21 protein-coding genes, 1 other RNA gene, 1 pseudogene and 1 riboswitch are annotated in these 24,543 nt (G+C 38.7%); of the genes and pseudogenes, 12 read left to right on the top strand and 11 right to left on the bottom strand.

Annotated elements, in window-relative coordinates:
* Window positions 1–5: 5 nt before the first annotated feature.
* A riboswitch (glycine riboswitch) is annotated at window positions 6–104 on the top strand.
* Window positions 105–195: 91 nt separating this feature from the next.
* The gene (locus tag QS62_RS10320) at window positions 196–1,590 is read left to right on the top strand and encodes an alanine/glycine:cation symporter family protein (RefSeq protein WP_066109810.1); all 1,395 of its coding nucleotides are present in this window, start codon (window positions 196–198) and stop codon (window positions 1,588–1,590) included.
* Between the two features lie 50 nt (window positions 1,591–1,640).
* On the opposite strand, the gene mnmE is transcribed toward QS62_RS10320, so the two are convergent.
* From mnmE to rpmH, 5 genes are all read right to left on the bottom strand, one after another.
* On the bottom strand, window positions 1,641–3,005 hold the full coding sequence (mnmE, locus tag QS62_RS10315; protein ID WP_066109869.1) for a tRNA uridine-5-carboxymethylaminomethyl(34) synthesis GTPase MnmE: 1,365 nt from the start codon (window positions 3,003–3,005) through the stop codon (window positions 1,641–1,643).
* Window positions 3,006–3,073: 68 nt separating this feature from the next.
* Window positions 3,074–4,699, bottom strand: a complete 1,626-nt coding sequence (gene yidC / locus QS62_RS10310; RefSeq protein ID WP_066109807.1) for a membrane protein insertase YidC — start codon at window positions 4,697–4,699, stop codon at window positions 3,074–3,076.
* Complete coding sequence (gene yidD, locus QS62_RS10305; protein WP_066109804.1) at window positions 4,699–4,965, bottom strand: membrane protein insertion efficiency factor YidD; 267 nt, start codon at window positions 4,963–4,965, stop codon at window positions 4,699–4,701. The genes yidC and yidD overlap by 1 nt, the downstream gene beginning before the upstream one ends.
* Window positions 4,929–5,288, bottom strand: coding sequence for a ribonuclease P protein component (gene rnpA / locus QS62_RS10300; RefSeq protein WP_082966185.1), 360 nt, complete (start codon window positions 5,286–5,288; stop codon window positions 4,929–4,931). Before rnpA ends, yidD begins: the two co-directional genes overlap by 37 nt.
* A gap of 15 nt (window positions 5,289–5,303) precedes the next feature.
* Window positions 5,304–5,438: a 50S ribosomal protein L34 gene (gene rpmH, locus QS62_RS10295; protein ID WP_013745661.1), complete on the bottom strand. Its 135-nt coding sequence runs from the start codon at window positions 5,436–5,438 to the stop codon at window positions 5,304–5,306.
* Window positions 5,439–5,776: 338 nt separating this feature from the next.
* Here rpmH and dnaA point away from each other — a divergent pair, with 338 nt between their 5' ends.
* From dnaA to recF, 3 genes are read left to right on the top strand one after another with little or no spacing between them, the layout of a single operon-like run.
* Window positions 5,777–7,138, top strand: a complete 1,362-nt coding sequence (gene dnaA / locus QS62_RS10290; RefSeq protein WP_066109799.1) for a chromosomal replication initiator protein DnaA — start codon at window positions 5,777–5,779, stop codon at window positions 7,136–7,138.
* 9 nt (window positions 7,139–7,147) lie between these two features.
* Window positions 7,148–8,248 (top strand): DNA polymerase III subunit beta, encoded by a 1,101-nt coding sequence (dnaN, locus tag QS62_RS10285; protein ID WP_066109796.1) that lies wholly within the window; start codon window positions 7,148–7,150, stop codon window positions 8,246–8,248.
* Window positions 8,249–8,250: 2 nt separating this feature from the next.
* Window positions 8,251–9,330, top strand: coding sequence for a DNA replication/repair protein RecF (recF, locus tag QS62_RS10280; protein WP_066109792.1), 1,080 nt, complete (start codon window positions 8,251–8,253; stop codon window positions 9,328–9,330).
* Between the two features lie 44 nt (window positions 9,331–9,374).
* On the opposite strand, the gene rluC is transcribed toward recF, so the two are convergent.
* Window positions 9,375–10,355, bottom strand: a complete 981-nt coding sequence (rluC, locus tag QS62_RS10275; RefSeq protein ID WP_066109788.1) for a 23S rRNA pseudouridine(955/2504/2580) synthase RluC — start codon at window positions 10,353–10,355, stop codon at window positions 9,375–9,377.
* A 465-nt stretch (window positions 10,356–10,820) separates the two neighbouring features.
* On the opposite strand from rluC, the gene rne reads away from it, so the two are divergent.
* Window positions 10,821–13,811 carry a ribonuclease E gene (rne, locus tag QS62_RS10270; protein WP_066109786.1) on the top strand — a complete coding sequence of 997 codons (2,991 nt, stop codon included), beginning with the start codon at window positions 10,821–10,823 and terminating at the stop codon, window positions 13,809–13,811.
* A 48-nt stretch (window positions 13,812–13,859) separates the two neighbouring features.
* Here the strand turns inward: rne and QS62_RS10265 are convergent, their stop codons facing one another.
* From QS62_RS10265 to QS62_RS10255, 3 genes are all read right to left on the bottom strand, one after another.
* Complete coding sequence (locus QS62_RS10265) at window positions 13,860–14,477, bottom strand: 5-formyltetrahydrofolate cyclo-ligase (protein WP_082966184.1); 618 nt, start codon at window positions 14,475–14,477, stop codon at window positions 13,860–13,862.
* Between the two features lie 14 nt (window positions 14,478–14,491).
* Window positions 14,492–14,672: non-coding RNA, 6S RNA (ssrS, locus tag QS62_RS10260), on the bottom strand.
* Window positions 14,673–14,741: 69 nt separating this feature from the next.
* A complete protein-coding gene (locus tag QS62_RS10255) occupies window positions 14,742–15,044 on the bottom strand; it encodes a cell division protein ZapA (protein ID WP_066109783.1) in 303 nt (100 codons plus the stop codon).
* Between the two features lie 140 nt (window positions 15,045–15,184).
* Here QS62_RS10255 and QS62_RS10250 point away from each other — a divergent pair, with 140 nt between their 5' ends.
* The 6 genes and pseudogenes from QS62_RS10250 (at window position 15,185) to udp (ending at window position 20,902) form a co-directional block, all read left to right on the top strand.
* Complete coding sequence (locus QS62_RS10250) at window positions 15,185–15,733, top strand: UPF0149 family protein (protein ID WP_066109780.1); 549 nt, start codon at window positions 15,185–15,187, stop codon at window positions 15,731–15,733.
* 15 nt (window positions 15,734–15,748) lie between these two features.
* Window positions 15,749–17,083, top strand: coding sequence for a Xaa-Pro aminopeptidase (gene pepP, locus QS62_RS10245; protein WP_066109776.1), 1,335 nt, complete (start codon window positions 15,749–15,751; stop codon window positions 17,081–17,083).
* Between the two features lie 2 nt (window positions 17,084–17,085).
* On the top strand, window positions 17,086–18,276 hold the full coding sequence (gene ubiH / locus QS62_RS10240) for a 2-octaprenyl-6-methoxyphenyl hydroxylase (RefSeq protein WP_066109773.1): 1,191 nt from the start codon (window positions 17,086–17,088) through the stop codon (window positions 18,274–18,276).
* On the top strand, window positions 18,276–19,499 hold the full coding sequence (locus QS62_RS10235) for an FAD-dependent monooxygenase (RefSeq protein ID WP_066109769.1): 1,224 nt from the start codon (window positions 18,276–18,278) through the stop codon (window positions 19,497–19,499). The genes ubiH and QS62_RS10235 overlap by 1 nt, the downstream gene beginning before the upstream one ends.
* A 177-nt stretch (window positions 19,500–19,676) precedes the next feature.
* Window positions 19,677–20,129, top strand: coding sequence for a transcriptional regulator AsnC (gene asnC / locus QS62_RS10230; RefSeq protein WP_156536760.1), 453 nt, complete (start codon window positions 19,677–19,679; stop codon window positions 20,127–20,129).
* Window positions 20,130–20,145: 16 nt separating this feature from the next.
* A pseudogene (gene udp, locus QS62_RS10225) lies at window positions 20,146–20,902 on the top strand (uridine phosphorylase).
* A gap of 75 nt (window positions 20,903–20,977) precedes the next feature.
* Here the strand turns inward: udp and QS62_RS10220 are convergent.
* On the bottom strand, window positions 20,978–22,150 hold the full coding sequence (locus tag QS62_RS10220) for an MFS transporter (protein ID WP_066109761.1): 1,173 nt from the start codon (window positions 22,148–22,150) through the stop codon (window positions 20,978–20,980).
* A gap of 110 nt (window positions 22,151–22,260) precedes the next feature.
* Between QS62_RS10220 and yafC the strand changes: the two genes are divergently transcribed.
* Window positions 22,261–23,151 carry a DNA-binding transcriptional regulator YafC gene (yafC, locus tag QS62_RS10215; protein ID WP_066109758.1) on the top strand — a complete coding sequence of 297 codons (891 nt, stop codon included), beginning with the start codon at window positions 22,261–22,263 and terminating at the stop codon, window positions 23,149–23,151.
* A gap of 22 nt (window positions 23,152–23,173) precedes the next feature.
* Here yafC and dkgB read toward each other — a convergent pair whose 3' ends face one another.
* A complete protein-coding gene (gene dkgB, locus QS62_RS10210) occupies window positions 23,174–23,977 on the bottom strand; it encodes a 2,5-didehydrogluconate reductase DkgB (protein ID WP_066109755.1) in 804 nt (267 codons plus the stop codon).
* Between the last annotated feature and the right edge of the window lie 566 nt (window positions 23,978–24,543).

Genomic DNA, 24,543 nt, shown 5'->3' with positions numbered 1-24,543 from the left:
TTACTGGACGAACCCTTGGAGAGATCCGTCATAAACGGACGCCGAAGGCGCAAGAGAATAGCTTTATTCTTGAAACGCTCAGGCAAAAGGACAGGGGCAGGAAAGATTAATCACCATTTCATAATATCGATTCTCGATATTTTTCTTTATTCTTTTCTACTCCTTGTATTTAGCTTTTTTATTTACGAGGAAGTCATGAGTTTCAATGAAATATTAGCAGCTATTGATAGCTTTGTTTGGGGACCACCCTTACTTATTTTATTAGCGGGTACAGGTATTTATTTCAGTTTTCGTTTAGGTTTTCTACAAATCTGGGCGTTACCACGAGCGCTTAAATATATTTTCAAAAAAGGTAATACAGGCGAAGGAGATGTATCTGCATTTGCTGCATTATGTACGGCATTATCAGCAACGATTGGAACAGGAAATATTGTTGGGGTGGCTACTGCAATTCAAGCTGGTGGGCCAGGAGCCATTTTCTGGATGTGGATCGTGGCATTTTTTGGTATGGCAACCAAATATGCCGAGTGTTTATTGGCGGTGAAATATCGTACCAAAGATAAAAATGGTTTTATGTCTGGCGGACCAATGTATTACATTGAGTACGGTTTAGGCATTAAATGGTTAGCAAAATTGTTTGCGATTTTTGGTGTGATGGTTGCTTTCTTTGGAATTGGGACTTTCCCACAAATTAATGCGATTACCCATGCAATGAATGATACTTTTGGTATCTCAACTGTGGTTACGGCAATTGTGATGACAATTTTAGTGGCGATGATTATCTTGGGTGGCGTGAATCGCATAGCCGTAGTATCTTCATTAATCGTGCCTTTTATGGCGGTGTTATATGTCGGCACATCAGTAGTCATTTTAGTTATGAATTGGCAAGTGGTGCCAACAGCGTTAGCGTTAGTGATTCATAGTGCCTTTAATCCTGAAGCGGCTTTAGGTGGTGTGTTAGGCTTTACGGTGTTAAAAGCAATCCAATCTGGTATGGCGCGCGGTATTTTCTCAAATGAATCTGGATTAGGTAGTGCACCAATTGCAGCAGCGGCTGCGCAAACGCAAGAGCCAGTACGTCAAGGTCTAATTTCAATGACAGGTACTTTCTTTGATACCATCATCATTTGTACGATGACAGGATTGGTCATTGTGATTACTGGTGTTTGGCAATCAGATGTGGCTGGTGCGGCATTAACGAACCTCGCTTTTGCACAAGGATTAGGTAATAGTATTGGTGCAACGATAGTAACTATTGGTTTGTTATTCTTTGCGTTTACCACGATTCTTGGCTGGTGTTATTATGGCGAGCGTTGTTTTGTCTATTTAGCTGGTATTAAAGGAATTAAAGTTTTCCGCACTTGTTTCATTATTTTAATTGCAGGCGGTGCATTTATTAAGTTAGATGTGATTTGGAGCCTAGCTGATATTGTAAATGGCTTAATGGCGATTCCTAACTTAATTGCATTAATCGGCTTGCGTAAAGTGATCATTGCAGAAACTAAGGATTATTTTGCGCGTTTACGTGTTTCTGAGAAAGATCGTGATGAAGAGTTAGTGGAAGATGGGTTAAGTAAGAGTTTTAATTAATGTGGAAATTGCGTGGTATCAGCCACGCAATTTTTTTCTGTGCTAAAAGATTATTTACCGATACAGAATGAACTAAAGATATTACCGAGTAGATCATCAGAGGTAAATTCACCAGTAATCTCACTCAAGGCATTTTGCGCCATTTTCAATTCTTCTGCTAATAATTCACCTGCATAAAATTGAGTTAATTGAATATGGCCTAATTGCAAGTGTTCAGCAGCTTTGTTAAGTGCTTCTAAATGACGACGACGAGCAAGGAAACCGCCTTCAGTCACTGTTTGATAACCAATGCTTTCTTTCAAATGTTCTTTGAGTAATTGTATGCCTTGTTGCGTTTTGGCTGATAAGGTAATGGTTGTATAGTTACCATTTTGTGTAATACCTTCAGTTTCACCACTAATATCTGCTTTATTGCGAATAATGGTTACTGGAATAGAATCAGGTAATTTGGACATAAATTCTGGCCAAATTTTTTCTGGCAATGTTTCAGTAGTGGTAGTGCTATCCAACATAAAAAGCACACGATCTGCTTGTTCAATTTCTTGCCATGCACGTTCAATACCAATGCGCTCAACTTCATCAGTCGCAGCGCGTAAACCTGCAGTATCAATAATATGAAGTGGCATACCATCTAAATGGATATGTTCACGCAATACATCACGTGTAGTGCCCGCAATATCAGTAACAATTGCAGCATCTCGACCAGCTAATGCGTTTAATAAACTGGATTTTCCAGCATTTGGGCGACCAGCAATCACGACTTTCATACCTTCTCGTAGTAACGAACCTTGTTTTGTTTGTGCTTGTACTGTTGCCACTTGTTCAATGATTTGATTTAACAAGCCTTCTATTTTTCCATCAGCCAGAAAATCAATCTCTTCATCAGGGAAGTCAATTGCAGCTTCCACGTAGGTACGTAAATAAATTAATTGTTCAACTAATTGATGAACTTGAGTGGAAAATTCACCTTGTAATGATTTTAGGGCAGAACGGGCCGCTTGTTCAGAACTTGCATCAATTAAATCAGCAATCGCTTCAGCTTGGGCTAAATCAATCTTATCATTTAAAAAAGCTTGTTCTGAAAATTCACCAGGTCGAGCTAAGCGCACACCATTAATTTGTAGAATCCGTTTGAGTAATAAATCAAGAATGACTTGTCCACCATGTCCTTGTAATTCAAGCACATCTTCTCCAGTGAAAGAGTTTGGTGCTTTGAAAAACAACGCAATGCCTTGGTCAAGTGTCGTACCATCAACATCCTTAAATGGCAGATAATCAGCCATTCTTGGTTTAGGGCATTTCCCCAATACTTGTTGTGCTACTTCTGTTGCTAATGGGCCGGAAACGCGCAAAATACCAATACCACCGCGTCCCGGTGGTGTGGCTTGAGCTACAATTGTATCGTTTTCTATCATAATACTTGGATATATTTGAGTGTCATAAACTTGAGGCATCTTAGTTAAGATGCCTCAATCATTACCATTTATTTTTTACGAGAGTGTAAGCCTCTTTTCTCTAATCCTCGATAAATCAGTTGTTGCTGAACAATGGTGATAAGGTTAGATACCAACCAGTAAAGCACTAGACCTGATGGGAACCAGAGGAAGAAGAAAGTAAACATCACTGGCATAAAGGTCATTACTTTTTGTTGCATTGGATCTGCCACTGGTGTTGGGGACATCTTTTGTAATAAGAACATTGATGCACCCATTAATAACGGCAGAATGTAGTAAGGATCTTGCGCCGCTAAGTCTTGGATCCAACCAAAGAATGGTGCGTGACGTAATTCCACTGCTTCTAAGAATGTCCAGTAAAGCGCAATAAAGATTGGCATTTGTAGCAATATTGGTAAACAACCGCCAAGAGGATTTACTTTCTCTTCTTTGTAAAGCTTCATCATCTCTTGACTCATCTTTTGACGATCTTCACCGAAGCGTTCACGCAATTCTTGAATTTTTGGCTGTAACATACGCATTTTCGCCATTGAAGTGTATTGCGCTTTGGTTAAAGGATAAAGAATAGCTTTAACGACAAGAGTAACACCGATAATTGCTAGACCCCAGTTGTGTACTAAGCTTTGAATAAATTGTAGTAATTTGAATAGCGGTTTTGCAATAAACCATGCCCAGCCATAATCTACAGTCAAATCAAGATGTGGAGCAACTTGTTCCATTTGATTTTGTAATTTAGGCCCTACCCAAAGTTGGCTCTTAATGGTATCAGTTGCACCATTTGCGATAGTGGTAACAGGACCACGATAACCGATATAAGCGAAATTATCTTGTGTTGATGAATAAAGTTGATTTTCTGCATCCTGGTTAGGTACCCACGCAGATACGAAATAGTGTTGTAAAATTGCAGCCCAACCCTGTTTTGTTTTGATAGCAAGGTTGTCTTTCTTCATATCATCAAAAGAGTATTTTTTATAGTTGGTCTCTGATGAAGAGTAAGCGCCGCCTGTATAGGTTGGCATTGCAATATTACCAGAGCTTTCAACCAAAGTATGTTTCAATTGTGCATAAGGTTGTACTTGAATATTAGCGCCGCTGTTATTGGTTACTTCTACGTTTACTTTCACATCGTAGCTATCACGAGTTAAGGTGAAAATTTTACGATAAGTTACACCATCTTTGGTGAAAGTGAATGGTACGCTAATTTCATTTTGACCTTGAGCTAATGAGAAATGATCACCATCCACTTGATAATCAGCACGACCAGCAACGGTATCACTACCGTTAGCGCCAATTAAACCACTTTGCGCGATATAAACGTGTTCAGGTGTGTCTTTTAATAAAGCGAATGGGGTTTTTGAATGTAATTCTGCATCATATTTCAGTAAATCTGCACCAACCACATCACCACCAACAGTACTAATTTTAAGGCGTAAAACATCACTTTCGATTGTGATAATACGGCCTTGTTTGCTGCTGCTATCTGCTACCGCTGCTGAACTAGCAGGAGTATCATTTGCAGTCGTTGCTGATGAATCAGTTTGCGTTTGTGTTTGAGTTTGTGCAAGTTGAGGATTATTGTCGATTTCCCATTGTTGATAAATCAAGAATGAGATAAAGAGCAATGCAATTACAAGTAAACTACGTCTTGAGTCCATTATTTTTTTCTCTGTGGTTTATGGTTATCAATAGATGGCGGCACAGGATCATAGCCTGATGAACCAAAAGGATGACATTTTAATATACGCTTCACTGTAAGCCAACCCCCTTTTATTACTCCATGCGTTTGAATTGCTTCAATACCATATTGAGAGCAAGTGGGTGTGAAACGACAACGAGGACCAATTAATGGACTAATAACCAGCTGGTAAAAGCGGATAATGCCAATTAACCCTTTTTTGATAAGCGTAGATGCCGCTGCCATAATTTATCCAATGCCTTGAATAACATCGCATTATCCAACTCTTTAATGCCTTTACGTGCAATCACAATGAAATCATAATTAGGTAATTGATGCTGTTGTAAACGGAAACTTTCACGACAAATACGTTTGATACGATTGCGCTGGTTGGCACGTTTGACATATTTTTTGGCAACGGTTAGACCTAATCGAGGATGTTGCAACGTGTTTGGACGAGCAATAATTGAAATTTCAGGTAAAGAGGCTCTGAAAGGTTGTTGGAATACGAAGTTAAATTGAATGGGAGTTAACAAACGTAACTCCCTTGAAAATCCTAGCTTAGACACTCGGTAATCAGCAGATTATGCACTTAAACGCGCACGACCTTTAGCACGACGACGAGCTAAAACTTGACGACCTTTTTTAGTTGCCATACGCGCACGGAAACCGTGAGTACGACTACGTTTTAACACAGAAGGTTGGAAAGTACGTTTCATTTTCTTATCTACCTAATAAAATTGACGTTTTAATATTGAAAAAAGACATAACTCAGCGTTGACTTGAGTGCAGTCAGTGATATTAAAACAAAAAGTTACAATAAAAAGAGGACGCAATTCTAATCAGAAATTGGCAATTCGTCAAATGGATAAACAGAAAAATTCGCTTTTTCTTGTTTTAGCGAGTGCTGATAAGTATAAATCGGATAAATCATAAAAGAGAAGCGAAAGAAAAATTGATCTTTTGAGAAGATCTTATAGTGAGTTTATTGTATGATATCGGTCGGTTTGAGATGGAACATTGAAAAGTTTAGATAACAATTAATAATTACACACCTATGGAACAGCACAAATTATCTTCCCTTTGGCAAAGTTGCCTGTTACAGCTGCAAGATAAAATTAGCCAGCTTGATTTCAGTACATGGATTCGGCCATTACAAGCAGATATTACAGAAAATACAATGGTGCTTTATGCGCCAAATCGGTTTGTGCGCGATTGGGTACAAGATAAATATTTAGTACAAATAGAAGAAATTGTGCATTTTCTTACCGCAAATCCACAATTTGCTGTTCGGGTACGTGAAGGAACGCGTCCGGTGCGTGAAGTAGCACCGGTGACGGAAAATACTGCTCCGACAAATTTGGTGCAAAATACCACAAATCAAGCAAAAAAATTTAAAACTAACTTAAATCCTAAATATGAGTTTCACAATTTCGTACAAGGGAAATCGAACCAATTAGCACGTGTTGTGGCGCAGAAAGTAGCGGAAAAAATTGGTGATGAAGGTTATAACCCGCTGTTTTTATATGGTGGTACTGGACTAGGGAAAACACACTTATTGCACGCAATTGGTAATGGTATTTTAAAAAACAAACCAGATGCGAAAGTGGTGTATATCCATTCTGAACGTTTTGTCCAAGAATTAGTAAAAGCATTAAAGTCGGAAAGTATTGAACAATTTAAGAAATTCTATCGTTCGCTAGATGCGTTATTAATTGACGATATTCAATTCTTTGCCGGTAAAGAGGGATCACAAGAAGAGTTTTTCCATACTTTTAATAGCTTATTTGAAGGTGGGCGGCAAATTATTTTAACTTCAGATCGCTACCCTAAAGAGATTGATAAGATCGAAGAGCGTTTAAAATCCCGTTTTAATTGGGGATTAAGCGTAGCAATTGAGCCACCTGAATTAGAAACTCGCGTGGCGATTTTGTTGAAGAAGGCAGAAGAGAGCAATATTGTTTTACCTGAAGAGGTTGCCTTTTTTATCGGACAAAAATTGCGTACTAATGTACGTGAATTAGAAGGGGCATTAAATCGGGTCAGTGCTAACGCTAATTTTACTGGGCAGCCAATTACCATTGATTTTGTGCGTGAAACATTAAAGGATATGCTGGCGGTGCATGATCGTTCAGTAACCTTAGATAATATTCAAAAAGTGGTGGCTGAACGTTATCGCATTAAAGTGGCGGATTTAAAATCGAAAAGCAAAGCGCGTTCAGTCGTGCGTCCGCGTCAAATGGCGATGGCGCTATCAAAAGAATTAACCAATCATAGTTTGCCGGAAATTGGGCGAGCTTTTGGCGATCGCGATCATACTACAGTGTTACACGCTTGCCGTAAGATCGCAGAATTACGGGATTCAGACAATAATATCAGTGAAGATTATGCCAATCTGATCAGAACGTTATCAACTTAAGGTGGGCTTATGCAATTTATCGTAGCAAGAGAAAATTTATTGAAACCCTTACAACAGGTATGTGGTGTTTTAAGTAGTCGTCCATCTTTACCGGTGCTAAATAATATTTTAGTACAGATTGCTGGTGATCGTTTAACTTTGACTGGTTCTGATCTTGAAGTGGAGTTATCAACTTTTGTGCAATTGACTTCGGCAAGTGAAGATGGTGTTTTTACTATTCCAGCACGTAAGTTTTTAGATATTTGCCGTTCATTAAATGATGATGCTGAAATCACCGTAAATTATGAGAATGATCGAGTATTGGTAACAGCAGAACGCAGTAAATTTAATTTAGCGACTTTGCCTGCGGAAAGTTATCCAAATTTAACGCAATTAGATGTTGAGGTAGAACTAAATCTTGAACAATCAGTATTGCGTCGTGTAATGGAAGCAACGCAATTCTCAATGGCGAATCAAGATGCGCGTTATTTCCTCAATGGAATGAAATTTGAAACTGAAAATGGAGTATTGCGTACAGTAGCAACAGATGGTCACCGTTTGGCGGTATGCGGTATTCAATTAGCGCAAAATGTACCGGATTATTCAATTATCGTACCACGTAAAGGTGTGCTAGAGTTGATGCGCTTGTTAGACAGCAATAGTGAAGTGGTGCGTGTCTGTATGGGACAAAATAATATTCAAGTTCATTTAGCAAATATTATTTTCACCTGTAAATTGATTGATGGACGTTTCCCTGACTATCGTCGAGTGTTACCAAGAAATGCTGATCGTATTTTGGAAGTAGATTGGAATTCATTGAAACAGGCTTGTGTACGTGCAGCTATTTTATCCAATGAACGTTTCCGCGGAGTACGTTTAATCATTGAAGCAAATCAATTGAAGATTTTGGCGCAAAATCCGGATCAAGAAGAAGCAGAAGAAGTGATTGATGTTAGCTATACAGGTGAGCCAATGGAAGTTGGTTTTAATGTGAGTTACATTTTAGATGTCTTAAATGCCTTAAAATGCCAGTCAGTTAGAATCCGTCTTACCGATGCAACTTCAAGCTGTTTAATGGAAGATTGTGCAGAAAGTAATGCCGAGTATGTGATTATGCCAATGCGCTTATAGTTATGGCTTTATCCCAACTGAATATTCAACATTTTAGAAATCTTAAAGCTGTGAGTTTAACCTTAGACTCAGGCTTTAATTTTTTGATTGGGCATAATGGCAGCGGCAAGACTAGTCTGCTTGAAGCCATCTATTTTTTAGGGCATGGTCGTTCATTTAAAAGTTCAGTCGTTGGGCGGGTGATTCATTACGATCAGCCTGAATTTACTTTATTTGCCAAAATTGAGGATCAGCAAGCGAGTTGGTCAGTAGGTTTACAAAAAACACGTCAAGGTGAAAGCACTATTAGAATTAATGGTGAAGATGGTAATAAGATTGCAGATTTGGCGCATTTATTGCCAATGCAGTTAATTACACCAGAAGGTTTAACACTGATTAATGGCGGGCCGAGCTATCGACGGGCATTTTTAGATTGGGGGTTATTTCATCTTGAACCCAGTTTTCACGCATTATGGTCATCACTCAATCGTTTGTTAAAACAGCGCAATGCGGCTTTACAACAGGTAACTGATTACAGTCAAATCAAAATTTGGGATCAACAATTACATCATATCGCGGGACAGATTAGTGAGTGGCGGCAGCATTATGCAGAAGCGTTAAAACAAGAGATTAGCGCCACTTGTCAGTTGTTTTTACCTGAAATAGAGATTGAGGCGCAATTCTACCAAGGTTGGACTAAAGAGATTCCGTATGCGGAATTGTTAGCGAGTAATTTTGAGCGGGATCGGGCGGTTGGTTACACGATGTCGGGCCCACAGCGAGCTGATTTTAAATTTAAAGCTAATGGACTACCTGCGGAAGATATTTTGTCACGTGGACAATTAAAGTTGCTAATGTGCGCCTTGCGTTTGGCACAAGGCGAACATTTAATGCAGCAACAACAGCGCCGTTGTATTTTTTTAATTGATGATTTTGCTTCGGAATTAGATCCTAATAAACGTGCTTTATTGGCACAGCGTCTAAAAGAGAGTCAATCTCAAGTTATTATTACTGCAATTACCGCAGAACAGTTACAACAGCCACATTGGCAAGAAGGCGCCAAATTTCAATTGAAAAATGGTGAAGTGCGGCAGATAGATTAGTGTAAAGTGTTAGGTTTCACCTTTGAAAGGGCGAAACCTAATACTTAGTTCTTGTAAGTTAATGATCTTAATTGTGCAAGTAATTGCTTACAGGCTTTATCTAATGGTGCTTGTATCACCATTTCATCACCGGTTTTTGGGTGCGTGAAACGAATAGAAAAAGCGTGTAAGAACAGGCGATTTAATCCGAAAGGCGCTAATTGCTGATCAAAATCTTTACTGCCATATTTACTGTCAAAAGCAATTGGATGACCAGCGTATTGCGTATGAACACGAATTTGATGCGTTCTACCGGTAATCGGTGATGCTTTTACTAATGTCGCAAAACTAAAACGTTCTTCTACACTAAAACGAGTTTCGGAAGGTTTACCTTGCTCACTCACTTTGACAATTCTTTCACCGCTAGAAAGTTCATTTTTCAGTAATGGTGCTTTTACTGCTTTGCAATGTGATTGCCATTCACCTCTAACTAAAGCTAAATAATCTTTTTGAATTGTTTTATCGCGTAGCTGTTCATGTAAATTACGTAATGCAGAACGTTTTTTGGCTACCAATAAAATACCTGAAGTATCGCGATCTAAACGATGTACTAACTCCAGAAATTTAGCTTGTGGACGCAAAGCTCGCAGCGCTTCAATTACACCAAAACTTAAACCACTGCCACCATGAACCGCAATACCTGATGGTTTATTAATGATCAGCAACTGATCATCCTCAAACAAAATTTGTTGTTCTAGTTCACTAACTTTATTCAATTTAGTGGAAATTGGTGCAGCATTGCTTTTTTCACTCACTCTAACTGGTGGAATACGTACAACATCACCAGCTTGTAATTTATATTCTGGTTTTGTGCGCCCTTTATTTACGCGAACTTCGCCTTTGCGAATAATGCGATAGATTAGGCTTTTTGGCACACCTTTTAATTTGGCTAATAGATAATTATCAATGCGTTGTTGTTCTTCATCAGCTTCAATAGTGACGAAACGCACGTTGGCATTAATTACGTTGTCTTCAGGATTATGCATAATTTCTCTAGTGTTAAAAAATTCGGCGTATCATATCATTAAGCAAGGCGAGTTGCGAAAATTTGCGAAAGTTTTTTCACGCCAAGTTAGTGGAAAACAATGATCTTTAGCTTTGCAAAACGTCGATAAAATGGAATAATAAGGAGCATTTTTTTGTGAGTCAGTCACGCAATGGCGTACTGTCTTTTTGTTTCACAGGATAGTGCTTTTTAATTGATTTTTGGTGCGGCAATAAGGCGTAAGACACCAATTTTAGAGATGTTAATACAGGACACGAATTAGCAAATTCAATACAATCAGTTCAAAGTAACGCTATTTGGCAACACTATATGTGTGATGGTTGCCGTTTTGCGTTGCGTTTTAGCACAATGAGAATCGGGAGATTGGCATACTGCAGCAACAGAATTAAAGTGTTTGTATTATCGTCGTTTTTATAAAAGTTATAACAAGAATAGAGAAATAACGATGAAAAGAATGTTAATTAACGCCACGCAAAAAGAAGAATTGCGTGTCGCTTTAGTTGATGGTCAACGTTTATTTGACCTCGATATTGAATCTCCAGGGCATGAACAAAAGAAAGCCAACATCTATAAAGGAAAAATCACTCGCGTAGAACCAAGTTTAGAAGCTGCATTTGTTGATTATGGTGCAGAACGACATGGTTTCCTTCCTTTAAAAGAAATCGCTAGAGAATATTTCCCAGAAGGGTATGTTTATCAAGGCCGACCAAATATCCGCGATATTTTGCATGAAGGACAAGAAGTTATTGTTCAAGTTAGCAAAGAAGAGCGTGGTAACAAAGGTGCGGCATTAACTACTTTCGTTTCTTTAGCAGGCAGCTATTTAGTGATTATGCCAAATAATCCTCGTGCTGGTGGGATTTCGCGCCGTATTGAAGGAGATGAACGCTTAGAGTTGAAAGAAGCGTTAGGTTCATTAGAAGTACCAGATGGTGTTGGGCTTATTGTTCGTACTGCTGGAGTTGGACGTTCACCAGAAGAATTACAATGGGATTTACACGTTTTATTGCACCACTGGGAAGCAATTAAGAAAGCGTCAGAATCTCGTCCTGCCCCATTCTTAATTCACCAAGAAAGCGATGTTATTGTGCGTGCGATTCGTGATTATTTACGTCGTGATATTGGTGAAATTTTAATTGATAGCCGTAAAGTGTTTGATAAAGTAAAAGAGCATATCAAACTCGTGCGCCCAGACTTTATCAATCGCGTCAAACTGTATCAAGGCGAAGTGCCATTATTTAGTCATTTCCAAATTGAATCGCAAATTGAATCTGCTTTCCAACGTGAAGTGCAGCTTCCTTCAGGTGGTTCGATTGTGATTGATGTAACGGAAGCATTAACTGCAATTGATATCAACTCAGCACGTTCAACACGTGGCGGTGATATTGAAGAAACAGCATTAAATACTAACCTTGAAGCTGCGGATGAAATTGCTCGTCAATTACGTTTACGTGACCTTGGTGGTTTGATCGTAATTGACTTCATTGATATGACACCAGCACGCCATCAACGCGAAGTGGAAAACCGTATTCGTGATGCAGTGCGTCAAGATCGTGCCAGAATCCAATTTAGCCGCATTTCTCGTTTTGGGCTATTAGAGATGTCACGTCAACGTTTAAGTCCATCATTAAACGAATCGACTCACCATATCTGCCCACGTTGTCAAGGTACAGGTAAAGTGCGTGATAATGAATCTTTATCACTCTCCATTCTCCGTTTACTTGAAGAGGAAGCGTTAAAAGAGAATACCAAACAGGTTCACACTATTGTTCCTGTGAAGATTGCAACTTACTTGTTAAATGAAAAACGTCGTGCAATTACTGAAATTGAAAAACGTCACGATGTACAAGTGATTGTTGTGCCGCATGAACAAATGGAAACTCCACATTTCTCAGTATTCCGTTTGCGTGATGGTGAAGATAATCATACTTTAAGTTATAACTTAACTAAGTTGCATGATTTACAAGAAGAAATTGATGGTGAAGAGTCTTTAATTAGCCGTACGTTAGAAGCAACGACTAATGTTACTGCACCACAACCAGAGGTAGCTGCGGTTGAAATCACTATTCCTGAACCTGCGCCAGTAGTGAAGAAGAAAGAGGAAGAAAAAGTTTCTTTATTCACTCGTATTTGGCAAAAGATTAAAGGGTTCTTTGCGGAAGAAGAACGTGAAGAAAAAGGCAATAAACGCAATAACTCTCGCAATAACAATAACAAACGTTCTCGTCGTGATAACAACAATAAAGATGCTAATCGTCAGCGTGACAGACGTAATAATGATGAGTCTAAACGCAGAGAAGCGACTACCGAGAAAGAAGAGAATAAACGTACTAAACGCGCAAATCGTAAAGCAGTAGCGGAAGAAATTAATGAGTTGAATGTTACTGCACGTAAAGGTGAAGAAGAGAATAGCAAAGAACAACAGGTTGCTTCTCGTCGCCAACGTCGTGATTTGCGTAAGAAAGTCCGTTTAAATGATGCAGCGACAGTAGAAAATGAGAAATCAACTGTAGAAACAATGCAACCAGCGGTAGAGGAAACAGCGGTAGATACTGTCGAACAGGTTGTTGCCGCTGAAACAACCAATATTGCGCCAGTTGTACCGACAGTGGTTGTAGAAGAAGCAAAAACCGAAGTGAGAACCACAGTTGAAGAACAGCCAGTATCAGCACAAGTGGAAGCTGTTCAAGAAGAAACCGAAGAAATAACGGTATCTGAGCGTAATCATCGCGAAAATCGTTCACGTCGTTTACCGCGTCATTTACGTATGAATAATCGCAGACGTCGCCATGCCCAAGAAGTGGTTTCTCCAATGCCATTATTTATGGCGGTTGCTTCGCCTGAATTGGCAAGCGGTAAGATCTGTTTACCATTTGTGAATCGAGTGGAAAAAGAGAAAAATAGTAATTTTGTTTCTGTTGATGAAATGTTAGAACAACAAAAACAAGATACTAATGAAACTTTGATTCCGGTTACTTCAGCAGTGGCTAGCCAAGATAGCAGCCCTCGTCCGTTAGCGGCTGTATTGACAATGGAAGCAAATGGTAAGGAAGCAAAATCTAAGCCGAATAGCAGTCTAAACCAAGCTCGTTTGGCACAACAAGCCGTTGAAGAGCAATTAGAAGATGAGGTTGTGACTGCATCAACAGAAGAGCAAACAGTAGCACCAACGATTGTAGAAGAAGTTGCTGTAGAAAAAGTTGTTGAACCTTATCAATCTACCTACCAATTTAATGGTCGTTTAGGAACCTTTGCGGTAGTAGAGCACGTTAAGGCAGAGATGACGCTAGCGGAAGCGAGCGAATTGGTACCGATGAATCTCAATATTGTTGAATGGAAAGGTTCACGTTATACCTTTAGAGGTCGCGGTGCAGCAGGTTACCATACCGCAATTGATCATGCGGCAACTGCGCCAACACAAGCGAAAGCAGAGTAACATCTGATTCATATAGAGAGGCTATATCGAGAGATATAGCCTTTTTCATTAGACGGCAAGAATTTCAAATAGCGGAATATCCCAACTTTCACAAGGAATTTCTGCCACTTGCTGACAACGATGTGCTAAACCGATCGGTAGGAAATTTTTTTGCTGCCAGTTTTCCAACGTGCGATCGTAAAAACCACCACCCATACCTAGACGATTTTTATTGCTATCAAAAGCCACTAATGGAGTAAAGATAATATCCAGTTGCCGAATTGGTAAAACTTTCGTGACATCTAATACAGGCTCTTCAATGGCGAATTTATTCTTTTTCATCGGTGTTGCCGGAGTATATTCTAGAAATAGCAAGTTGCCATGGCTAAAAGGATGCAATACAGGCAGATAAAGCTGATAGCCTTGTTGCCAAAGTCGTTCAATCAAAACATTTGTAGAAATTTCTCCGTCGAACGAACGATAAATAGCAATATTTCTTACATTTAGCGGTTGTAAAAAATCTAATACGACATCAGCAATTTGTTGTTCAGCTTGTTTTTGTTGTTGTGCTGATAATGCTGCGCGTTGTTGACGGACGAAACGACGTAATTGCTGTCTTTGTTCAGCTTTGCTCAATGATGAATGATTGACAATGAAATGATGAGATTCTGGTAAGGTATTTGGCATATCACTAATTATATTGAGGACCCGAGGTGCCGATACGGGTGGTCGGTCCTTGAACCCTACGGTTCAAGGGAGTCAGTCTTACATTCATTAGGCTTCTTGATAAACAAGCATGCTCACCGATTGTAGGTAACCAACTCTAAAATATATCAGTATCGGCTCAGGGACGTAACCCATTGTCGAACACCCCAGGTGCTATTAATAGTACATTAATTTTCTTAATTTGCCTAGTAAGAGAAAGTCCTATTTCTTAATTTAAATCATAATTTATTTAGGTGCTGGCATATTAGACAAAATGGTGCTTAAAGAGTGTTCTATTTGTTCAATTTTATTATTAATTAAATTTTCTCGTTCAGAATTTTGCTGCTGTTGAGTGATTAAATCATGGCATAAATTTAACCCAACGATAGTTAATGCTTTATCAAGTTGAATAATACCGGTACGACTTTTTAACTCTGATACTTTCTTTTCTAAAATATCAGCAGCTTCTCTTAGTGCTTGATGCTGATCTTCTGGACAGCTTAAGCGTAGGTTTTGACCAAAAATATACAAATCAATATTTTTAGACATACAAGAACCTCTTTAGACAGAAATTATAACGTTATAAATGTAGGTATTATGCCATAGCAAATAAGTTTCGTCATAGATTATTGGTGGATATTCTGGTTGGTGTTAGAATGGCTGATATTTGAGAAGAAACGGAAATTTATATGGCAATTACAGCACAGCAACTGACACACGAATTAAAGCAAGCAGGAATTACTTTAAATGGTGTTGAATTACATGGATTATTAACAGGATTTATTTGTGGTGGTATCCGCGATGAAAGCTGGAAACCATTGTTGTATCAATTTACTAATGATGATCACGCCTATCCAGTGCAATTAATCAGCAAAATTGCAGAATTATACAAAGCATTAAACGCAAGTTTGGCAGATCTAAGTGAATTTACCTTTGAGTTAGATCTTGGAAATTTAGATGATATTTACCAAAGTATTACCTCATTAAGTGAATGGTGTAATCATTTCTTACTTGGCTTAGGTTTAGCGCAACCTAATTTACAGCAAGAGAAGCAACAAGATATTGCAGAGGCTTTAGCCGACTTACGCGAAATTTGTCAATTAGGCTATGAAGAAGGCGATGATGAAGAGAGCCTCGCGCAAGCATTAGAAGAGGTAATCGAATATTTACGCACAATTGCTATGCTGTTTTATTCACACTTTCATCAACCAGCAGTACAACAAAAAACTATCCATTGATAAGAGGTATAGATTGTGGATTTGAGTTATATGGCAGAGATGCCGATTGAAGAGTTTCAACAACGTCGAGCAAAAGTTTTTGCCCAATTACCAACCAATAGCGGTTTAATTGTTTTTTCTAATTTAGAACGTCAACGTACCGCATCTTCTAATTACCCTTTTCGTCAAGATAACTATTTCTGGTATTTAACTGGATTTAATGAACCAGATGCCATTTTGTTGTTAAAGAAAACTGAGCAACAAGGTGAACAAGCAATTTTATTTTTACGCCCGTCAGATCCATTAATGGAAACATGGAATGGTCGTCGTTTAGGTATTGAAAAAGCACCAGCAACTTTACATTTAGATCAAGCTATTGCGATTGATGAAGTACGCCAACAGTTACCACAATTGCTGAATGGTTTGGGTACACTTTATTATGCAGAAGAAGTGCAGCAATGGGGTGATGAGATTGTGCACCAAACTTTATCTTTGATGCGTACTCAACAACGTCAAGGCGTAAAAGCACCAACGACATTAGTCTGTTGGCGTGAGCTATTAGACGAAATGCGTTTATTTAAATCAGAAAATGAAATTCGTTTAATGCAACAAGCGGGACAGATTTCAGCATTAGCTCATATTCGAGCAATGAAACAAGCGCGTCCACAACGTTTTGAATATGAATTAGCCAGCGAAATGTTACACGAATTCAATCGCTTTGGTGCAAGATGGGAGTCTTATCCATCAATCATTGCCAGTGGCGAGAATGCCTGTATTTTGCACTACACAGAAAATGATCGCTTAATGCAAGATGGTGATTTAGTGCTAATTGATGCTGGTTGTGAATTCGCCATGTATGCTGGTGATATTACGAGAACTTTTCCTGTAAATGGTAAATTTAGCCCAGCGCAACGTGAGATTTATCAAATTGTCTTAGAAGCAGAAAAACGGGCGATTGAATTGTTAGTCAATGGTAATTCGATCAAACAAGCCAATGATGAAGTATTAAAAATTAAGGTCGCAGGGTTGGTGCGTTTAGGGATTTTATCCGGCGATGTGGATACATTGATTGCTGAAAAAGCTTACACCCGTTTTTATATGCACAGTTTAGGTCACTGGTTGGGTCTAGATGTGCACGATGTAGGCGCCTATGGACAAGATCGTACACGTGAATTGCAACCTGGTATGGTCGTTACTGTTGAACCAGGTTTATATATTCCGAATGCTGAAGATATTCCAGCCGCTTATCGTGGTATTGGGGTGCGGATTGAAGATGATCTATTGATTACAGAATATGGTAATAAAGTGTTGACTGCCGCCGTACCAAAAGAGATTGATGAAATTGAAGCGTTAATGGCGCAAAAGGATTAATTATGCAACAGCAGCACTACGATGTAATTATTGGCGGTGGTGCCATGAATGGGCTGACATTAGCCTTAACCTTGGACACCCTTTCTGCTTCCCGATTGAGAATTGCGGTAATTGAAAAACGTCAACGATCGCAACAGCAGGGAGTAGGCTTTGATAGTCGTTGTGTTGCTTTATCCGATGGTACTTGTCGTAAACTGAAACGTATTCGTTTTGATCAGCAACAAACTTTATGGGATCGGGTGCAAACATTTGCCGAACCGATTAAACAAGTGCATGTATCAGAGCGTGGTCATTCCGGAATAGTTGAAATTAATGCTGCAGAGATGCATTTAACTCAACTCGGTGTTGTAGTGGCGTTGCAAAATATGGGCGATACCTTTACAGCCGCACTTGCTAATAAAGCGAATATTGATTTTATTAGCCCATACTTTATTCAGCAGATTGACTATGGTACTGATCAAATTGCAGTCACTTTAGATAACCAAATGCGTTTAACCGGTAAATTATTAGTCGCTGCTGATGGTAGCGATTCACAAATAGCGCAGTTAGCCGGTATTGCTTGTAATGAAGAATTTGATTATCAGCAAAGTGCGATTATTGCTAATGTGATAACCTCAATGCCGCATCAAGGGCGTGCTTTTGAGCGGTTTACTCCTGAAGGGCCAATTGCTTTATTACCAATGGCGGACAATATGATGTCATTGGTTTTTTGTACTAAAACGCCGGAAGCATTATTAGCGTTGGATAATCAATCATTTTTACAGCAGCTACAACAACGCTTTGGCTGGCGTTTAGGAAAATTTCAATCAGTAAGTAAGCGTTATGCTTACCCGCTCAAATTAAAACGCAGTACGGCTTTAATCGGCAACCGTCTTGCTTTGGTCGGTAATGCGGCACAAACGCTGCATCCTGTAGCTGGACAAGGTTTTAATTTGGGTATTCGTGATGTTTTTGCACTAGCAGAAGCAATTATTAATGCACAAGAGATCGGCTCAGCTGAAATGTTGCAGCAATACCAACAACATCGTTTGCAAGATCAACAACGGATTATTGGTTTAACGACGAATTTAGTACAAATTTTTAGTAATGAATTATTGCCATTACAGGTATTACGTAATTTAGGTTTAACTGCATTAAGTCATTGTTCCGCCTTACGCCATACATTTGTACAACCAACATTAGGACGAATTTAATGAAAGAGTTTGATATTGCCATTATTGGTGGCGGTATGGTGGGATTGGCATTGGCACAAGCCCTCAAAGATACGGATTGTTCGATTGCGGTGATTGAAGCGCATATTCCAGCATTTCAGTTAGAAACAGTAATGAATCGGGTGAGTGCGTTAAATCTTTCATCAGAAACTATGCTGCGCCAGTTTGGTGTATGGCAACAACTTCAAGCGTGGCGGGCGACAGCATACGAAAAAATGCAAGTATGGGAGAAGGATAGCTTTGCTCATATTCAGTTAGATACGCAAAACCTAGGGGTTGATCATCTTGGGCATATCGTCGAAAACCAATTAATTCGTCAAGCATTGTATCAAGCAGTATTGCAGCAAGAGAATGCAGAGTTATTGGTGGCAACCCCAACTTCATTAGGCGTCAATGAAAATAATGCGGTGTTAAGTTTAGCTAACGGTGAAATCATTGTGGCGAAATTGGTTGTTGGTGCAGATGGTGCTAACTCTTGGTTACGCGAACAAATGCATATGCCGATTAATTTTCGTGATTACCAACATTCTGCCTTAGTTTGCAATGTCGAAACCGTAGAACCACATCAACAAATTTGTCGGCAAATTTTCTCTCCTGATGCGATTTTAGCATTCTTACCTTTGCATCAACCGCATTTAAGTTCGATTGTTTGGTCGCAAGATCCTGTAAAAGCGAAACAATTGATGAATTGTGATGAAGAGAGTTTTAATCGCCAATTAACGACTGCATTTGATGGTAGATTAGGTTTATGTCGTGTTGTTAGTGCAAGACATAGTTATCCACTCTGCGCAAGATTTGCTCGTCATTTTATTCAACATCATGTCGCCTTAATGGGAGATGCAGCACATACTATTCACCCTTTAGCTGGATTAGGTGTGAATTTAGGTTTTATGGATGCACTGGCTTTGGCTGAAGAGATCCAGAAAAATCTAGCGAAAAATCAAGATATTGGCGCTTATCGTCATTTACGTCATTATGAGCGTTGGCGTAAAACAGAAGCGATGAAAATGTTAGTGGCAATGCAAGGATTTAGAGATCTATTTGCTGGCGATCAACCAATCAAAAAATTGTTGCGTGGCATTGGTATGTCAGTCACCGATAAATTGCAACCGTTAAAACAGCAATTTATTTTGCAAGCCACTGGCTTAAGTGGTGATTTACCGCAGCGAGTAAAAAAGATCGATTTATTTACCTTGGATAGTTAAGTTTTATCGAAAAATCTTGATCAGCTTCACATTTTTGTTGGAATCCCTGTGAGAACGCGCATTTTGCCTTGAAACTGCTGCGTAAGCTCTTTATTATTAGAAAAAATTTATTTTTTGTCTGTATAAATTATATAATATCTAATAATTCCACCGTCTAGAAGGACAAGTATGCAACCAATCAGTAATATTGATCATCTTGATCAACAAATTTTGCGCGTGTTAACACAGGATGCACGCACACCTTACGCTGAAATGGCAAAAAGTTTTGGGGTCAGTCCGGGAACGATCCATGTTCGTGTTGAGAAAATGCGGCAATCGGGCATTATTGAAGGTACAAAAGTCAAAATCAATGAAAGACGCCTAGGCTATGATGTTTGCTGTTTTATCGGCATTATTTTAAAAAGTGCGAAAGATTATGAAAAAGTAATTGCCAAGCTACAAGAATTTGATGAAGTAGTAGAAGCCTATTACACCACAGGTAACTACTCTATTTTTATTAAAGTGATGACACATACTATAGAAGAATTGCATCATGTGTTAGCCACTAAAATTCAGTTAATTGATGAGATTCAATCGACTGAAACTTTAATTTCGATGCAAAATCCTATTCTCCGAGATATAAAACCATAATAAAAGGAGGGCTATTATGTCGGATGTTTTTCATTTAGGACTTAAAAAAAGTGATTTAGATGGTGCTACTTTAGCAATTGTTCCTGGTGCGCCTGAGCGTGTGCCGGTAATTGCAAAACTATTGGAAAATCCAAAGTTTTTAGCAGCAACCAGAGAATTCACTTCTTGGTTAGGTTACATAAATGGTAAAGCTGTTGTTGTGTGTTCAACTGGTATCGGTGGACCGTCTGTATCTATTGCAGTAGAAGAGTTAGCGCAATTAGGCGTGCGCACTTTCTTACGTATTGGTACAACAGGCGCAATCCAACCTCATATCAATGTTGGTGACGTATTAATTACTACTGGTGCAGTGCGTTTAGATGGCGCAAGTCAGCATTTTGCGCCGTTAGAGTCCAGCGGTAGCAAACTTTGAATGTACTACTGCGCTTTATCGTGCGGCACAAGAAATTAACCCAAATAAAACTTATGTTGGTATCACCGCTTCATCAGATACATTCTATCCAGGACAAGAACGCTATGATACTTACAGCGGTAAAGTTTGGCGTCGTTTCCAAGGTTCATTAAAACAATGGCAAGAACTAAATGTAATGAACTTTGAAATGGAATCAGCAACCTTATTTACAATGTGTGCTGCGCTAGGTTTGCGTGCAGGTATGGTGGCTGGCGCGATTGTTAATCGTACGCAACAAGAGATTCCAAATGAATCAACAATGAAAGCAACAGAAGAAAATGCGGTAAAAATTGTTGTTAAAGCAGCAAGCTACTTATTGTAATTAATGCTCTTAATTGAAATAGCTTTAGGTTTCGCCCTTTGTTAGGACGAAACCTATTTTTTTATCTTGATAAGATTAAGCTAGCTGTAAGGTTCTTTGTTCCATTCTTCCACTAAAAATAACAAGTAATAGTGCCATAGCCACAATAATTGCGCCGATCCAAGGTGTTTGTGCTAAACCTGCGACAGAAACAGTTTGCCCGCCAATAATTGAACCTAAAGCAATACCAATATTAAAGGCAGCAATATTTAATCCTGAAGCAACATCAACAGCGTTCGGAGTATATTGTTCTGCTTTTTGTACCACATATACTTGTAACGGTGGTACGTTACCAAACATAAATGCGCCGATAACTAAGATAATAGCAAGTGCGATATATTTGATTTCAGTAGTAAATTGAAATAGCAATAACAGTAACGCTAAAATCGCAAAAATCACTTTCAATGCAAAAATAGCACCATGACGATCCGCCAGTTTTCCACCCCAAATATTCCCAATGGTGACGGAAACGCCGTAGCCGAGTAATATCCAGCTTACACTTTGCGGAGCAAAGCCTGCTAAGTTTTCCATAATCGGACTAATAAAGGTGAAAGTGGTAAAGACGCCGCCATAGCCAAAGATCGTAATTAGATAGATTAACAACAATCTTGGTTGGGTGAGGACTTGTAATTGTTCTTTAATAGTAGCAACTTGTCGTGTTGGCAGATTGTTTGGAATAAAAAATGCAATGCCGGAAAAGGCGATAATACCAAGCAACGATACTACTAAGAAAGTGGCTCGCCAGCTAAAATATTGACCAATAAAAGTCCCTAATGGTACACCGGTTACCAAGGCGACAGTTAAACCGCCGAACATTAATGCGATTGCAGAGGCAGCTTTTTCACGTGGTACTAAGCTGGTCGCAATAGTTGAACCAATCGAAAAAAAGACGCCATGTGCTAAGCCGGTAATAAAACGCGCAATAATCAGTGTAGAATAGTTTGGTGCTTGCCAAGCAATCAGATTACCAATGGTAAACAACAGCATTAGCGCTAATAGCAAGGTTTTACGCGACATTTTAGCGGTAAATGCAGTAAGAAAGATGGCGCTGATAGCGGTACCTAAAGCGTAAATGGATACCAATAAACCGGCAGAAGGTAAAGAAACTTGTAATTGCTGCGCAATAATTGGTACTAGTCCTGCAATCACAAATTCAGTGGTTCCAATAGCGAATGCACTGATACTTAATGCAAATAAAGCAATTGGCATAAATTCTCCTTAATAAAAAATAGATGTTTTTAAGTGGCGGAGATTATGACAAAATACTTTAATGCTAAAAATATACAAAATTTCAAAAAATTTTTGCTTTAGGAGCAATAATGAAAACCAATTCAGATGAGTTAAGTATTTTTGTTAATGTTGTGGAAAGCGGTAGTTTTAGCCGAGCGGCAGAAAATCTAAATATGGCAAATTCGGTGATTAGTCGTTCGATTAAGCGATTGGAGCACAAGCTAGGCGTCAATCTATTAAATCGTACCACTCGCCATTTAAGTTTAACTGCCGAAGGCGAACGTTATTTTGCGAAAGTTCGTAATATCTTACAAGATATGGCTGATGCAGAAGCGGAGATGTTGGAAACACATCAAACGCCGCAAGGCATTTTACGCGTTGATGCAGCAACACCGGTGATCTTGCATCTTATTTCTCCTTGGATTGAAGAATTTCGCCAACGCTATCCGCAAATAACCTTATCGTTAGTATCATCAGAAACCTATATCAATTTGATTGAACGTAAAGTCGATGTGGCAATTCGTATTGGTGAACTGAAAGATTCTAGTTTACGTAGTAAATTGCTGTTTAATAGCTATCGTAAAGTGGTGGCAGCACCGAGTTATTTGCAGAAATATGGTGTACCGCAACAAATTAGCGCATTAGCGCAACATCAATGTTTAGGTTTTACGGAACCGGAAACGTTAAATATTTGGACGATTGCTGAAGATCATCAGCCTTATCAGATTACACCAACGATTACAGCAAGCAGTGGAGAAACTTTGCGTCAGCTTTGTTTGGTCGGCAGCGGTATTGCTTGTTTATCAGATTTTCAAGTAGATCAAGATCTGGCAGCAGGAGCATTAATTGAATTGTTTGCCGATAAACGGATTGCAGTGCCGATGCCGGTTAATGCGGTTTATTATAGTGATCGAGCGGTAAGTACACGTATTCGTGCTTTTATTGATTTTATGGCGGAGAAATGTCGGCAGCCGCTCTGAACAGCTGCCGTTCAGTGATGAATTAATCCCAGTTTGGCGCTAAGCCTTCAGGGTTAACTAAACGATCTTGACGATCTAATGCAGCAATCATTGCCATATCGTCAGCATCTAATTGCAGTTTTAATGCAGCTAAATTGCTACGTAAGTTTTCGCGTTTAGTAGATGATGGAATGACGGAATAACCTAACGCCATTGCCCAAGCCAAAATCACTTGCGCTGGTGTTGCCTGATGTTTAGCAGCAATTTTACCAATCACTTCATCAGTTAATGCCTTGCCATACGCTAAAGTCATATAAGAGGTGATATGAATGCCATTTTGTTTTGCCCAATCGACCACTTTACGATTTTGTAAGTAAGGCGAAAGTTCGATTTGATTGGTAGCAATATTATCTGCGCCGGCTGCTTGAATAGCTTGTTGCATCAAGTCGATAGTAAAATTGGATACACCGATTTCCTTTGTCAAACCAAGCTGTTTTGCTTCCATTAATGCTTGAATAGTTTCTGCCACGCTAATTTCTTGATTTGGTGATGGCCAATGGATCAAAGTTAAATCAACATAGTCGGTATTTAATTTACGCAAACTCTCTTTTAGGCTAGGAATTAATTTCTCTTTGCTTAAATTTTCTGTCCAAATTTTGGTAGTGAGATAAAGATCTTTGCGAGCAATATTGATTGCTTGTAACACTTCACCAATAGCCGCTTCATTATCATAAATTTGTGCAGTGTCAATAGCGCGATATCCTTCTTCTAATGCCATTTTGACGGAAGATTTAACAACTTCATCTTTTAAACGAAAGGTACCTAATCCAAATACAGGTACTGACATAACTAAACTCCTTGTTGATTAAATTGTGCTAATTTTCAAGTGCGGCAGATTATAGACAAGGTTTTCTATTAGAAAAATAGCAATAACATCAAAAGTTTTTTGCTGATAGAGGAATAATCGGTTTTTTGTAAAATGTTAACTTTATCCTAATGAATAACATTATTTTCCTTTAGTTAATTCATCTAATTATTTAATCTCATTTTTGGTATTTTCTAAAATATACACATGTTATCTATTTGATTTTAAATATATAATTATTGTATTCAATTGAATTTATTAAGAAAATTTAAATTTATTAATAGAGTGTTAATTGTTGACTAAAGTGATTTTATTTTTATAAAAAAATACTCGAATAAAGCTAGCTTTTTTGCATGTTTACAGATATATTGAAAAAGATTTACTAAGGAAGTTAGGCTGATAATGGATGTCAATCAGTGCAAATTTTTATATTCTACCTATAAAAAGGATGATTTTATGAACAACATCAATCAATTAACACACGTTATTAATACGTCGCGTGATTTGACAAGCTGCTCAGCAGATGAGCATAATTTATCAGTCAGTCA

Origin of the sequence: Gallibacterium salpingitidis, from assembly GCF_001678495.1 — a bacterium.
GTDB lineage: Bacteria > Pseudomonadota > Gammaproteobacteria > Enterobacterales > Pasteurellaceae > Gallibacterium > Gallibacterium salpingitidis.
The sequence above is the reverse complement of the archived record's forward strand: the minus strand, read 5'-3'. Positions and strand labels throughout refer to the sequence as shown.

What these genes read in the sequence shown, in the direction of transcription:
- QS62_RS10320 (WP_066109810.1), top strand. Translation starts at nt 196, where the DNA reads ATGAGTTTCAATGAAATATTAGCAGCTATTGATAGCTTTGTTTGGGGA.
- mnmE (WP_066109869.1), bottom strand. Translation starts at nt 3,005, where the DNA reads ATGATAGAAAACGATACAATTGTAGCTCAAGCCACACCACCGGGACGC.
- yidC (WP_066109807.1), bottom strand. Translation starts at nt 4,699, where the DNA reads ATGGACTCAAGACGTAGTTTACTTGTAATTGCATTGCTCTTTATCTCA.
- yidD (WP_066109804.1), bottom strand. Translation starts at nt 4,965, where the DNA reads ATGGCAGCGGCATCTACGCTTATCAAAAAAGGGTTAATTGGCATTATC.
- rpmH (WP_013745661.1), bottom strand. Translation starts at nt 5,438, where the DNA reads ATGAAACGTACTTTCCAACCTTCTGTGTTAAAACGTAGTCGTACTCAC.
- dnaA (WP_066109799.1), top strand. Translation starts at nt 5,777, where the DNA reads ATGGAACAGCACAAATTATCTTCCCTTTGGCAAAGTTGCCTGTTACAG.
- dnaN (WP_066109796.1), top strand. Translation starts at nt 7,148, where the DNA reads ATGCAATTTATCGTAGCAAGAGAAAATTTATTGAAACCCTTACAACAG.
- recF (WP_066109792.1), top strand. Translation starts at nt 8,251, where the DNA reads ATGGCTTTATCCCAACTGAATATTCAACATTTTAGAAATCTTAAAGCT.
- rluC (WP_066109788.1), bottom strand. Translation starts at nt 10,355, where the DNA reads ATGCATAATCCTGAAGACAACGTAATTAATGCCAACGTGCGTTTCGTC.
- rne (WP_066109786.1), top strand. Translation starts at nt 10,821, where the DNA reads ATGAAAAGAATGTTAATTAACGCCACGCAAAAAGAAGAATTGCGTGTC.
- QS62_RS10265 (WP_082966184.1), bottom strand. Translation starts at nt 14,477, where the DNA reads ATGCCAAATACCTTACCAGAATCTCATCATTTCATTGTCAATCATTCA.
- QS62_RS10255 (WP_066109783.1), bottom strand. Translation starts at nt 15,044, where the DNA reads ATGTCTAAAAATATTGATTTGTATATTTTTGGTCAAAACCTACGCTTA.
- QS62_RS10250 (WP_066109780.1), top strand. Translation starts at nt 15,185, where the DNA reads ATGGCAATTACAGCACAGCAACTGACACACGAATTAAAGCAAGCAGGA.
- ubiH (WP_066109773.1), top strand. Translation starts at nt 17,086, where the DNA reads ATGCAACAGCAGCACTACGATGTAATTATTGGCGGTGGTGCCATGAAT.
- QS62_RS10235 (WP_066109769.1), top strand. Translation starts at nt 18,276, where the DNA reads ATGAAAGAGTTTGATATTGCCATTATTGGTGGCGGTATGGTGGGATTG.
- QS62_RS10220 (WP_066109761.1), bottom strand. Translation starts at nt 22,150, where the DNA reads ATGCCAATTGCTTTATTTGCATTAAGTATCAGTGCATTCGCTATTGGA.
- yafC (WP_066109758.1), top strand. Translation starts at nt 22,261, where the DNA reads ATGAAAACCAATTCAGATGAGTTAAGTATTTTTGTTAATGTTGTGGAA.
- dkgB (WP_066109755.1), bottom strand. Translation starts at nt 23,977, where the DNA reads ATGTCAGTACCTGTATTTGGATTAGGTACCTTTCGTTTAAAAGATGAA.